This is a genomic window from Longimicrobium sp. (genome assembly GCA_036387335.1).
Taxonomy (GTDB): Bacteria; Gemmatimonadota; Gemmatimonadetes; order Longimicrobiales; family Longimicrobiaceae; genus Longimicrobium.
This window is the reverse complement of record DASVTZ010000042.1, coordinates 41,599-53,460: the sequence shown is the minus strand read 5'-3', so window position 1 is coordinate 53,460 and position 11,862 is coordinate 41,599. Positions and strand designations below refer to the sequence as shown.

Below are 11,862 nucleotides of genomic sequence, written 5' to 3'. Positions count from 1 at the left end.
CGCCGGCGCGTTCCCGCACCCGGATGCGACCCCGCCAAGCCTGCGAAGGCAGGCTTCCCGCCGTTGTTGCAGCGGTTTCAACCGCCGGGTCGAGCCCCAGCTTATCGAACCGCCCCCCCTACTGCTCCACCGGCAGCACCGCCAGGATCGCCTGCACGAGGAGCACGGTGTAGTCGTGGATCTGCCGGTCGGTGAGGCGGTCGCGGAGGCGGCCCATGCGGCGCGACATGCGCAGGGGCTGGATCAGCGCGCGCCCCAGCTCCTCGCCGATCTCCACGCGGAGCCGCGCGGAGTCGTAGTCGGCCTCGGACGCGCGCAGGTGGCGCTCGGCACGGCGCACCAGCTCCACGTGCGCCTCCCGGACGGCGGTGCGCCCCAGGCCGCGCAGCTCGTTCAGGTAGGGGAATTCGGAGGCGATGGCCTCGTCGATGGCGTCGTCGCGCTCCTTCTTCCGCATTCGCAGCCGCCGCTGCTCCCCCTCGTCCGTCGGCTCGCCCTCGCCCAGGATGATCCAGCCGGTGCGGAACCCCAGCACCGCCGCGGATTCTTCCCAGAAGCTGATCGGCGGGTTGTCCACCGCGCCCGTGAGGTAGCGGTGCACCGTGCTGTACGACGAGATCCCCTCCATGCCGCGAGCCAGGAGGGAATCGTGGAGCCACTTCCCCGGCTTGCCGCGAGTCTTGAGGGCGAGGTCCACGCGCTCGCGAGGCCGCGCCGGCGTCTGGTTGAACTGGGTCCAGAACCCGGAATCCACGTCGTGCTCGACGGAAACCTCCAGCGGGAGATCCGCCTTCTTGCGGGTGGGCGTCTTGGGCACCGGCGATCGGGGAGCGGGGGAGCTGCGGAAGCGCGTGGTACCAAAATACGCGCCCCTACCCCCGCACGAAAGAACGATTTCGGCCATCTCACGCCAGACGGGGCACCGCTTTCAATCTGAAGCGTGCGATTCGTGGCGCACCCGGCACGGCAACGCTCTTCAGAAGCCGGTCAGCGTGGGCATCGGGTGTGACGTTGTGGATGCGGAGAAAGCGCGGAAGGTCTCTCTTCCCCGCCTTGTCAGTTGAGGCGTGCCCAGCGGGTGTTCGCGCCGGCGGGGGCGGCCTGGAGGCCGGCGTTGGGGATGGCGGGCTCCACTGCGGCGAAGAGGACGTCGAACATCTCCGCGGCGAGTACGTCCCTCACCAGCAGGGCATCCACCGCATCGGTGACGGCGCGCACGAAGGCACCCGCGGTGGGCTCATCCCAACCCCCGGGGAGCTCACGCAGGAAGTGGTGGATCCGGTCCACCTCCGCGTCGTGGTAGCCGCGCTCCATCACCCACACCTCGATGGCGTGCGTGGCGGCGGCGCGCGCCTCCCGGTACGTCAGCGTCTTCGCGGCCTCGCGCGAGCGCGCTGCGATCGCTTTACGCTCAACAGCGTGCGTGCCCTCCAGCCGCTCGCGGAAGCCGCCCAGGAGCGCGCGGTTGAGGTCCAGCTTCGCCTCCGTCTGCGCGATGCGGTCGGCGCCGATGGAATGCTGGCAGCGGAAGAGGCAGCCGGCGCGCGCGTGCCACTCCCCCGCCACCACGGCCAGCAGATCGAGCGTGGTGAGCGCGTGCGGCTTGCGCTTCGGGCACCACTCCTCGCTGCAGTCACAGGCAAAGAACCCCAGCGCGCTCCCGAACTCCAGCATTGCCTGCCGGAGCAGCTCCATCGGCCCCACCCCGGGGTCTTCCGGGAGGTCGTCCGGGTCCCACTCCCCGGCGAGCACTCCGAGGATGCGCCCCAGCGTAAGCGTCTCCACCGCCGCGTCCGGGCAGCCCGGGCGCGTGCACGCGTCGTGGTCGCAGGTGACGCGCTCCAGCATGTTCATCTCCGTGCCGAAGCGGAGCGCCGCCTCGCGCAGGAGGTGGATCTGCCGGTCGATCTCGCGCAGGGTCGGGGTATGGACGCTGTCCATCAAAGGCGGGGGAAGGGGCGGAAGGATTGCAGAGGGCGCAATCCGGCTTTCCCAAAATGCAGCCAAAGTGGACGAAACGCCAGCTTTGCGGGACGTGCGTGTGCTACGGGCCACGGCGTGGCGTTCCGCGTTTGCGGAACACGTCACAAGCCCGACTTGCCCGCTGCGGGCTTGGCTCACCTGCGCAGAAGAGCGCAGAGCGCGTCGGCCGGGACCGGGCGCGAGAAGAGGAAGCCCTGCGCGTAGCCACATCCCAGCTCGCGCAGGATCTCGTGCTGCACGGGTTCGGAGACGCCCTCGGCGATCACGCGCACGCCCAGGCTCCCCGCCAGCGTAACGATGGACGACACCACCTGGCGGCTCCACGGCTCGTCGCGCAGCCCCTCCACGAACGACCGGTCGACCTTGATGGCGTCCATCGGCAGGCGGTGGAGGTAGGCGAGCGAGGAGTAGCCCGTGCCGAAGTCGTCGATGTATACCCGCATCCCCGCCGCGCGCAGATCTCGGAGGACGTGCGCCGCCGCGTCGAGCCGGCCGAGCAGCGCACTCTCGGTGATCTCCACCGCGAGGTCGCGCGGCGCGGTGCCGGTCTCGTGCAGCGTGCGGCCCAGCCGCTCGGCCAGGTTCCCCCAGGCGAACTGGTGCGCGGACAGGTTGATGGAGAGCGTGAACCCGTCGCCGCCCGCCGCTTTGAGCGCGGGAAGGGCGCGGCACGCCTCGCGAAGGACCCAATCGCTCAGCGCGTCGATCATCCCCGTTTCCTCGGCGACCGGGATGAACTCGGTGGGTGAAATCGGACCGCGCTCCGGGTGGTTCCAGCGCAGGAGCGCCTCCGCGCCGACCGCGCGCCCCGTCGCCATATCGACGACGCTCTGGAAGTGGAGGTGCAGCTCGCCGCGCTCCATCGCGTTGCGGAGGTCGCACTCCAGGCGGAGGCGCGCGCGGGTCTGGGCGTGCATGGCGCGGTCGTACCACTGCACGCGCGCGCCGCCGGCCGTGCGCGAGCGCTGCATCGCCACCTCCGCGCCGCGCACCAGCGCCTCGGCGTCGCCATCGTCGGCGGCGAGCGCGACGCCCATGGCCGCCGCGGCGACGACGGTGTGGTCATCGACGGCGAACGGCTGCGCCAGCGCGGACTGCATCCGCTCGCAGAGGCGCCGCACCCCCACCGCGTCGCGTACGCCGCGTGGGAGGACGGCGAAGGCGGCGCCGCCGAGCCTTCCCAGGGTGTGCTCGGGGCCGAGCGATGCGCGCAGACGTGCGGCGGCTTCCACCAGCATCCGGTCGCCGGCCGCGTAGCCGACGCCCTCGCTCACCCGCTCCACGCGGTCCACGTCCAGGCAGACCACGGCAAACGCGTCGTCCGCCTCGCGCACCTCGCGCACGAACTCCGCGCGGTCGGCGAGGCCGGTGAGGGGGTCGTGCCGCGCTCGGCGGAAGCGCGCCTCGCTCTCGCCCAGCGCGTGCTCGGCGGTGGTGTCCAGGAGGAAGACGCCGGTCCCCTCGCGGTCCGCGAAGGCGCGCACGCGGTACCAGCGCGTCGGCGTGCCGAGGCGGAGCTCGCCGTCCGCCGCGCCTTCGCCCACGCACGCGGCATGGAGGAGCGGCTCCAGCCCGGCGGCGCGCAGCTCCGGGAGCTCGTCCCAGATGCAGCGGCCGACCAGCGAGTCGCGGCCGCGCCCCAGCGCCCGCTCCGCCGCGGCGTTGACGAAGCGGACGTGCGCGTCGAAGTCGAGGAGGAAGAAGCCTTCGGCGCCGCGCTCCACTCCCGCGAAGAGGGCCTCCGCGAGCGCGCCGGGCGCCGGGTTGCGGCCGGGGCGGGTGGCGCGGGATTGCCGGGGGCGGGCGCTGCTCTCGCTCATCGGGGAGGTGGGTAGGGGCTTCCGCCGCAAAGGGCACGCGTCTCCCACCAGATACCCCGGAGCCACGGACGGGGCCCACGGGGAGAGGGTAACCGAACACGGGTTGGCGGATACACGTCTGAACGGAACCGGGGCCCCCAGAAGCCCCCGCCCCTGCAGCCCCGGCGTTTCCAGCCCCACCAGCGCGCGCGGGCGCGGCACCTTCCACCTTCGCTCCATGGGGTGATTTGCCATTACCCGCAGCAGCATCATGGGTAGCCGGGAAGTGGTGATTCACGGGGCCCATACCATGATCACTGGATGTCGAACTGGGAGACGCCGTTGACGTTGCTCTCGTCCCCGGGCGGAAGAAAGTAAGCTATCCAAAGGATACCGTTTTTTGGATCCAGGACGCACCCACCCCATTTACCTTTGTAGACCGACGATTGCGCGCCGTGGACATTTGATCCGCGGTTTGTGCGCAGGTCCTGAAAGTCGGGGGTATTCTGCCGCAAGCGTGTCACGTGCTTGGTCACGCTTTCCCCAAGCCGTTTGGTAAGGTCGTCGCCGCCGGCAGCGTTCCCGAGCAGCACCACCGAGAGGTCTCCGCCCCTTGCCTTTCCCTTGTTGAGCGTTTGCATCATTGTCTCCAAGGCCCCGTCCACCACCGCGGGGTAATCGGCGGCGGCGGCGGCTTCCACGTGCGCGACAATGCCGCACTGGCCAGCCTGGTTGTAGATCACGATCCCCAGACAGTTCATCAAGCCTGTGGTGCCGATGGGGGGTCCTTCGCTGTACACGGCATATCTCTGCTTGACCCCTCGGTACGGCGGTGGCGTCCCCTTTACGTCCAATACGGGCCTGCTAGGCGTGAACAGGTCTGCCGGCGAGGAGGAGGAGGAGGAGGAGGAGGAAGCATTTTCGAGCGGAGCGCCAACGGGCTTTCCCCACGCCTTTACAAGGAGTTCTATCGCCCACCTGTACTTTCTAAGGCGCGGATCATTGCTGTCGCCGCACTTTGCCAGGGCTTCGTAGTCGTCCTCCAGGGGTTTGGGGGCCGTCTTCGTTTGCTCCAGGTAGTCCAGCAGGCCCTTAAGACTACTGGCGGCCTTGCGGAAGCCCTTGTTTGTCTTGCGAATGTTGGCCATGAACCGGTCGAGATTTTCCTGCGACATGCGTCCTCGCCTCGTGTAGGTGAGTTAGAACGAAGCCCGTGGCGTGAAAACTAAGCCCCTGCGCACCCGCACGCTGTCCCTGGATCGATCCGCGCCTCGGCGTCTCCGGCAAACGGTCGCGTCCGCACCCACGCGCTCCATCCCAGCCGCGGCGACTCCGCCGTGCGGGCGGCGGAGAGGCGGGCGCGGGGCACCTCGGCAGCGCGCAGGACCAGGGTGACCACGAAGTCGGTCTCCACGCCGGCGTAGAAGCGCACCAGCTCGCGCAGCTCCACCAGCGCGCGCCCGTCCGCCGGGTCGCCCGTCACGGGGTCGGCGGGGAGGAAGGAGCGGTAGAGGTCGATCCCCATCGGCCCCAGGCGGATGCCCACGGCGGCCTGCGGATCGTGCCAGCGCGTGCCCAGCACGGCGTCGCTCCCCAGCGTGCGGCTGGCGCCCGTGCGCCCGATGCGCGTCTGCTGGTCGTCCGGAATCGGCAGCCAGCGGCCCACGAGCGGCTCGACTTGGACGGGCGCCCCGAAGTGGTCGGCCGGCGCCGCCGCGATCTCCTCCCACACCCACGCGCCCCCTCCGCCGCTCCCCCGCGGCACCCACCGCGCTGCCCCCGTGCCCATGCGCCCGGCACCCACGCCGCGTGCCTGCGGACGAGTGGAGGGCGTGCCGCACCCGTCATAGCGTTCGGTATTTCTGCATCGGTAAACCCGTCCTGGGGGCCTGCGTGTCGATGCTGCGGTAACCTCCGGAATCGGCATTCCATTCCAAAAGCACATGCTTGTTTGGCGCTGCCCTTCCAAACGTCATCTGTCCCGCGAAGATGACACTGGAGGCTAGACGAGCCAGGTGAGCGTGGTTGACGGTCATGGTCCCGCCAATGCGCAGCGGCGGGCCGATGAAGACTTCGCGGCGTTGCAGCATGACGAACGGCACGGACAGCACGGGCTCCAGGTCGCGCTCGCTCTGGACCACGGAACGCGCCGTCACGGGGCGCCCGTCGATCAAGTCGGCGAAATCCCTGCTGAGTTCCGTGTCGGCGATGCGCCATCGGAACGGGAAATCCGCGGCTCCCTCCAGCGCCTTCATATATTTCGTCAGGCTGTCCGTCTTGCCGCCCCGTGTCCCGGCCAGACCCAGGCGTCCGGCGCCGGGCGTCGTGGTTCCGAATTTCGCCTGTGTACGAGCCATATTGCCGAGGCGCTGCCAGTTCGCGCGGGCCCTGTAGGAATTGTGTTCCGGGGCCACCCTTCTTCCCGGGATGATCGGGGAAAGCATGGCCTCCTCTAGATCACGGGTGATCGTCGAGCCGCCCCCCGTACCCCCGTGTCGAACCCTGTACCCTCCTCCCCCGAGAGGGTGGACGACCTGGCCGTACCAGGCAGGACCCCCATCGTCCACACGAACGTATTCTCCGATTGCGAAAGGCATTGCGACCTCCGTAGTGTGATGATGCCGCGCCGTTGGCGTGGCGCGGACGTGAGTTGGAACCGGAACTGGGGGCGTCAGCGTGTGACGCGTGCGCAGCCGCAGCCCTCCGCCGGGTCCACGAGCACCGCGGGATCTTCGCCCAGCGGCCGCGTCCTCACCCACGCGCTCCACCCCAGCCGCGGCGATACGTCCGCCCGTGCCGCGGAGAGGCGCGCCCGCGGCACCTCGGCGGCGCGCAAGACCAGGGTGACCACGAAGTCGGTCTCCACGCCGGCGTAGAAGCGCACCAGCTCGCGCAACTCCACCAACGCGCGGCCGTCCGCAGGGTCGCCCGTCACGGGGTCGGCCGGGAGGAAGGAGCGGTAGAGGTCGATCCCCATCGGCCCCAGGCGGATGCCCACTGCGGCCTGCGGATCGTGCCAGCGCGCGCCCAGCACCGCGTCCATCCCCAGCGTGCGGCTGGCGCCCGTGCGCCCGATGCGCGTCCGCTGGTCGGCGGGGATCGGCAGCCAGCGGCCGACGAGCGGCTCGACATCGACCGGCACCCGGAAGTGGTCGGCCAGCAGCCCCCGCAGTCCGGCCTGCGAGCGGACCTCGTGCGCCAGCAGCCCGGCGCGGGCCAGCAGCGCCCGGTCGTCCACCCCCGGCAGCCGCCCCCGCAGCCCCGGCGTGCCCAGCCCCACCAGCGCCCGCAGGTAGCCCGCGGTTTCCGTCTCTTCCGGCGGCACCTCCTGCAGCACCGGCCGCGTCCGCCTCCCGATGCGGTAGGCCAGCGAGACCAGGCGGTGGTGGAACAGGTCCAGGAAGTCGCGGGTGGCGGTGTCGTTGTCGGAGAGCCGGTCCTGCACCCGCTCGGCCAGCGGCACGGGGAGTGGGCCCTGCGCGCCGCCCAGCGCCAGGAACGCCACCGTCATCTCGGGCTGCCTGCCGGGCTCCGCGCGCACCGACACCAGGTCCGCCGGGGGAAAGGCGAAGTCGTTGGCGGCCCGGAAGCGCACCGGCTCGGCCGCCGGGTCGGCGCCCTCGCCCGGGCTGGCGACGGCGTGGCCGGTCCGCTCCAGCAGGCGCACCGCCTGGTAGAAGTCGAAGGCGCCGGGGTGCGCCCGCAGCCGGGCCAGCAGCGGCGCGCTCACAGCAGGGGCCGGTCGCCGATGCGGGCGTCCCACGTCTTCCACACGCCCTCCTTCCCCTGGCGCCGCACCGAGAGCCGCGTCCACGAGTTGAGCGACGCGTACAGCGCGAAGAAGCGGTCCAGCACCGTGGCCAGAAGCAGGGCGCTCCCCCCGTCGTACGCCGCCTCGTCCATCAGCAGCTCGATCTCGGTGCCCCGGGCAAAGCCCGACCACGGCGCCGTGCCCGCGCGGCGCACGCCCGGGGTGGCGGTGAGCTTCCGGAGGCCGCCCACCTGCACCTCCGCGGTGGGGTCGCCCCAGGCGGCGTACAGGCGCAGCATCTCCTGCAGGGCGCGCAGGCTGGCGTCGGCGTCGGCGCCCGCCAGGGAGAGGTGGTTCAGCGACAGCTGCGAGACCAGCCGCCACAGCGCCTGCGCCCCCAGCGGCGGCTGCACCGCGGGCGAGGGCGGATGCAGCACGGTGACGGAGCGGACGGGGGCCGCTACCTCCATCTGCAGCGGGTCGCCGGGAAGGAGCTGCTCGGCCAGGCGGCGGTTGGTGCACAGCACCCGCCCCCACACCGTCTGCGCGGGCGGGGCCACGTGCGCCCCCCGCAGGTCCAGAAAGGAGAGCATCACGTCGCTCCCCGGCAGCCCCGCGCGCTGCGAGGGCACCCGCCGCGCATGCCAGAAGGTGCGCTGCCCGGCGTCCATGGCGTGCGTATACGAGTAGAACGGCTCGAACACCGCCGCCTGCCCGCCGCCGGGCGCGGCCGTGAGCTCGAGCACCGAGTGGATCTCGGTCACGCGCTCGCGGCGCGCGTCGGCTACCAGCCGATACTCCACGCGCTGCTGGTCCACCCGCAGCGGCTCGGAAAGGCGCTCGAACAGGTTCACCACCGGCGTGCACCCCAGCCGGAAGTTCTGCGCGGAAACCGCCAGCCGCCCGGGCGCGCGGCGGTCCAGCACGAAGAGCAGCTCCACGTACTCCTCGGCCCGGTGCCGGTCCACCCCGTCCAGGTCGAAGAAGAGCAGCTTGCGGGGGATGGTGAAGTACTCCTGCAGCAGCCGGTACGCGGGGTGCGCCGTGGTGGGGGAAGGGAGCAGCCCCTCGCCGGCGCCCAGCCCCACGGGCGCCAGCGCGCCGGGCGGCAGCATCCGCGGCCCGCCCTCGGGCAGCTGGCCGTCGGAGAGCACCGCCACCCCCAGCAGGTGCCCGAACAGCAGCTCGTACAGCACCGCCGCCGTGCTCATTTCGCCGCCCAGGTAAAAGCGCAGGCGGCCGGGCCGCACCTGGGCCATGGGCACGCCCTGCGGGTCCAGCCGCACCCGCACCACCTGCACGGCGCGGGGCACCCCGCGCAGGAAGGGGTACGCGGCCGCCGGCTCCAGCGCCGCCTCGCCCACCTGCAGCGGATGCAGCGTCACGGGGTAGCCGGTGCGAAAGCGGCACACCTCGCCGCTGCCGTCGGCGTTGGCGGCGAAGAGGGGGGTCCCGGCGGGCACCTCGTACGGGGTGCCGGGCCTGGCCTCCGCCGCCAGCTCGGCCACCGTCACCGGCGGCACCGGGGCCAGGTAGTGCGGATACAGCACCTCCAGCAGCGCCGACGAGATCCCCGGCACCTCCACCTCCAGGGTGCGATGCAGGCGGGCGGTGAGAAAGGCGAACGACTCGATCAGCCGCTCCACGTGCGGGTCGGGGCACTCGTGCGCGCCCAGCTGCAGGCGCGACGCCACCTTGGGGTGCGCGGCGGCGAACTCGCCGCCCACGTTGCGCAGGTACGCCAGCTCGGCGTTGTAGTAGTCCAGCAGCCCCTGGGGCGGCAGCTCGCTCATGGCGTCCTGGGGCGGGGAGCGCCCAGTGGAAGGGTGAACCCGACGGGGACCGGGGCGGTCCCCGCCGCCAGCACCGCGCGCACCTGCGCCACCAGCTCCAGCGGCCGCCCGTGCACCGGCTGCACGGTGACCTCGGCGTTCCTCAGCCGGGGCTCGTAGGCGGCGATGGCGGCCCGCAGGCGCGCCGCCAGGTCGCCGCGGGTTGCGGCGTCGGCCGGGTAGGCGGGGCCGCCGCCCGGCACGCCGTACTCAAGGGTGGTGCGGGCGCGACGCTGCAGCTCCGCCTCGGTGAACGAGGAGCGGGTGTCGAGCAGGTCGCCCAGCTCGCGCAGCACCGAGGCGCGGAGCTGCTCCCCGTCCAGCGCGCGCAGCGGCACCCGCTCCCGGGGGGCGGCCAGGTCCATGTCGGCCAGGCGGTCGAAGAGGAGCGCGGGCGCCGGCGGCGCCGGACGGGGAGAGGGGTTGGCCATGGCTACTTGGCCGAGTTGTCGGCCACGTTCCAGCTGGTGGACGCCGTTCCGCCCTTGCCGCCGGTTTCCTTCTGGGCCTGGTAGGCCCACTGGATGGAGCCGTAGTTGATGGACAGCGACTCGACCGGCTTGTCGCCCCCGCCGCCGCCCACGCTCATCGACGACAGCATCGCCTGGCCGAAGGTGTAGACGATGAGCGGGATCACGGTGCCGTTGTCGTTGCGGCCCACGGTGACGATCACGGCGCCCAGGTCGGCACCCTGGCACAGCTTCTGGTAGAGCGTGGGCGACGACTGGTCCATGTACTTCGTGACGTGGAAGTCCTGGTGGCGCGGCTTTCCCGAGGTGCGCTCGGCGTTGCTCACGTCGCCGGTCACCTGCATGGAGATGCCGTGGCTGTACGACATCAGCTCGATCTGCCCTTCGAATCCCTTCACCATGCTGGTTCCCGTCACGCTGGGGACCTTCATCAGGATCATGTCCATGGTTCGTTCCTCGTTCGGTGGTTGGTTGCGGTTCGCGGATCAGGGGGTGCCCCCGGACGCGCCTTTCGCGCGTCCGGCGGGCGGGTTCGGGCTCAGGACGCCGACGGCGCCGCGGGGAGGCTCGCCACCAGTCGGATGGAGGCGGTGAGCTCTTCGAGCTGGAAGTGCGGCTGCAGGAACACGGTGGCGTTGTACGACCCCACCGAGCCCGTCACCTCGGTGACGTCCACGCGCGCAGCGCGCAGCGGGTAGCTCGCCTTGGACGTCTGCGACGCGTCGTCGTTGATCAGCACGTAGTCGGCGATCCAGTTGTTCAGGTAGTTCTCCAGCTCGAGGCGCGTCTGGAAGCTGCCCACCTTCTCGCGCACCATCTTCTTGATGTAGTGGGCGAAGCGCGACGCGGTGAGCATGTACGGCAGCAGCGCCGAGGCCTTGGCGTTGGCGTTGGCGGCGGGGTTGGTGTAGACCGCCGGCTTCTGCACGGTGGCGCCGCCGAAGAAGCACGCGTCGGTGGTCCCCTTCTCGTAGCACAGGGCGATGAAGCCCAGGTCGTTCAGCTCCTTCTCGCGCCGGTCGGTGATGGCCACCTCGGTGGGCACCTTGGCCGTCACGTCGCCGGCGGGGGTGGTGAAGGTGTGCCACGGCAGGTCGCTCACCAGGCCGCCCCCCTCCTTGCCGCGGATGGCCGCGCACCACTGGAACTGGCTGAACGCGTCGGTGATGCGCTGCCCCAGCGCCCACACCGCGGTGCCCCACAGGTAGTCGGCGTGCACGAGCGTCGGCTCCTCGAAGTCCATCCCGTCCACCGGGGTCATGCCGGTCACCTTGTCGGTTTCGAGGCCGTACGGCAGGCGCATCAGCACCCGCGGCATCACCAGCGACAGGTACCGCGAGTCGTCGTTCTTGGCCCGCAGCTCCGCCCACGGCAGCATGTCGAGGCTTTCGAAGATCTTCGACAGGTCCCGCGGCACGCCGAGCCGGGTGTAGTCCGTCCAGTCGGCGTCGAACAGCGAAGGATCGGCGGCGGCGATCAGGGGGGCGTGCGCCGCCGCGGCCACCCCGGAGAGGCGCTTGGCCAGGTCGATGTCGTTGACGTGGTCCGGGCCGCGGCCGAACTCGTAGTCGTAGAGCAGCACGCCGTACGGGTTGCCCCCGAAGGTGCCGTACTCCTCCTCGTACAGCTTCTTGAACAGCGCGCTCTGGTCCGGGTCGATGGCGTTGGAAAGGTCGGCGTACAGCTCGGCGGCCGTGGCGCTCAGCACGCGCAGCTTGAGCATGTCGCAGGTGTCGGTGTTCATCACCAGCCCCTGCAGGCCCCGCCACGACGCCTCCAGCGCCTGGAACGTGGAGTCGTGCAGGATGTCGCTTACCATGGCGCTCAGCAGCAGGTCCAGCTCGGTGATGCGCTGCAGGATGGCATACGCCAGCGGCTTGCCCGGGGTGAAGATGATATTGCCGTTCGAAACCTGGGTGGTGAACTCCGTGGCCAGCGCGCTATCGCTCACCAGGGCCATGTTCCCAACCTGGACGCGCGCGAGGGCGGCCGTGGAACCGGTGAGGGTCGTCTGCGTGTCGATCATG

The 11,862-nt window shown here is 71.0% G+C and carries 11 protein-coding genes; all 11 read right to left on the bottom strand.

Going from position 1 to position 11,862, the window contains the following annotated elements:
- Window positions 1–118 precede the first annotated feature (118 nt).
- Window positions 119–817: a hypothetical protein gene (locus VF647_04140; GenBank protein ID HEX8451262.1), complete on the bottom strand. Its 699-nt coding sequence runs from the start codon at window positions 815–817 to the stop codon at window positions 119–121.
- Window positions 818–1,056: 239 nt separating this feature from the next.
- The gene (locus VF647_04135) at window positions 1,057–1,941 is read right to left on the bottom strand and encodes a hypothetical protein (GenBank protein ID HEX8451261.1); all 885 of its coding nucleotides are present in this window, start codon (window positions 1,939–1,941) and stop codon (window positions 1,057–1,059) included.
- Between the two features lie 176 nt (window positions 1,942–2,117).
- The gene (locus VF647_04130; protein ID HEX8451260.1) at window positions 2,118–3,803 is read right to left on the bottom strand and encodes an EAL domain-containing protein; all 1,686 of its coding nucleotides are present in this window, start codon (window positions 3,801–3,803) and stop codon (window positions 2,118–2,120) included.
- 293 nt (window positions 3,804–4,096) lie between these two features.
- Window positions 4,097–4,957, bottom strand: coding sequence for a hypothetical protein (locus tag VF647_04125; protein HEX8451259.1), 861 nt, complete (start codon window positions 4,955–4,957; stop codon window positions 4,097–4,099).
- Between the two features lie 50 nt (window positions 4,958–5,007).
- The gene (locus VF647_04120; protein HEX8451258.1) at window positions 5,008–5,571 is read right to left on the bottom strand and encodes a type VI secretion system baseplate subunit TssG; all 564 of its coding nucleotides are present in this window, start codon (window positions 5,569–5,571) and stop codon (window positions 5,008–5,010) included.
- 55 nt (window positions 5,572–5,626) lie between these two features.
- Window positions 5,627–6,226, bottom strand: coding sequence for a hypothetical protein (locus VF647_04115; protein HEX8451257.1), 600 nt, complete (start codon window positions 6,224–6,226; stop codon window positions 5,627–5,629).
- Window positions 6,227–6,453: 227 nt separating this feature from the next.
- Window positions 6,454–7,512, bottom strand: coding sequence for a type VI secretion system baseplate subunit TssG (gene tssG / locus VF647_04110; protein ID HEX8451256.1), 1,059 nt, complete (start codon window positions 7,510–7,512; stop codon window positions 6,454–6,456).
- Window positions 7,509–9,326: a type VI secretion system baseplate subunit TssF gene (gene tssF / locus VF647_04105; protein ID HEX8451255.1), complete on the bottom strand. Its 1,818-nt coding sequence runs from the start codon at window positions 9,324–9,326 to the stop codon at window positions 7,509–7,511. The genes tssG and tssF overlap by 4 nt, the downstream gene beginning before the upstream one ends.
- Window positions 9,323–9,796 (bottom strand): type VI secretion system baseplate subunit TssE, encoded by a 474-nt coding sequence (gene tssE, locus VF647_04100; GenBank protein HEX8451254.1) that lies wholly within the window; start codon window positions 9,794–9,796, stop codon window positions 9,323–9,325. The genes tssF and tssE overlap by 4 nt, the downstream gene beginning before the upstream one ends.
- A 2-nt stretch (window positions 9,797–9,798) precedes the next feature.
- Window positions 9,799–10,281: a type VI secretion system tube protein Hcp gene (locus VF647_04095; protein ID HEX8451253.1), complete on the bottom strand. Its 483-nt coding sequence runs from the start codon at window positions 10,279–10,281 to the stop codon at window positions 9,799–9,801.
- 92 nt (window positions 10,282–10,373) lie between these two features.
- Complete coding sequence (gene tssC / locus VF647_04090; GenBank protein HEX8451252.1) at window positions 10,374–11,861, bottom strand: type VI secretion system contractile sheath large subunit; 1,488 nt, start codon at window positions 11,859–11,861, stop codon at window positions 10,374–10,376.
- Between the last annotated feature and the right edge of the window lies 1 nt (window position 11,862).

Coding starts and splice junctions, on each gene's coding strand:
- VF647_04120 (HEX8451258.1), bottom strand. CDS start 5,571: ATGGGCACGGGGGCAGCGCGGTGGGTGCCGCGGGGGAGCGGCGGAGGG.
- VF647_04135 (HEX8451261.1), bottom strand. CDS start 1,941: ATGGACAGCGTCCATACCCCGACCCTGCGCGAGATCGACCGGCAGATC.
- VF647_04095 (HEX8451253.1), bottom strand. CDS start 10,281: ATGGACATGATCCTGATGAAGGTCCCCAGCGTGACGGGAACCAGCATG.
- VF647_04130 (HEX8451260.1), bottom strand. CDS start 3,803: ATGAGCGAGAGCAGCGCCCGCCCCCGGCAATCCCGCGCCACCCGCCCC.
- tssE (HEX8451254.1), bottom strand. CDS start 9,796: ATGGCCAACCCCTCTCCCCGTCCGGCGCCGCCGGCGCCCGCGCTCCTC.
- VF647_04115 (HEX8451257.1), bottom strand. CDS start 6,226: ATGCTTTCCCCGATCATCCCGGGAAGAAGGGTGGCCCCGGAACACAAT.
- VF647_04125 (HEX8451259.1), bottom strand. CDS start 4,957: ATGTCGCAGGAAAATCTCGACCGGTTCATGGCCAACATTCGCAAGACA.
- tssC (HEX8451252.1), bottom strand. CDS start 11,861: ATGATCGACACGCAGACGACCCTCACCGGTTCCACGGCCGCCCTCGCG.
- tssF (HEX8451255.1), bottom strand. CDS start 9,326: ATGAGCGAGCTGCCGCCCCAGGGGCTGCTGGACTACTACAACGCCGAG.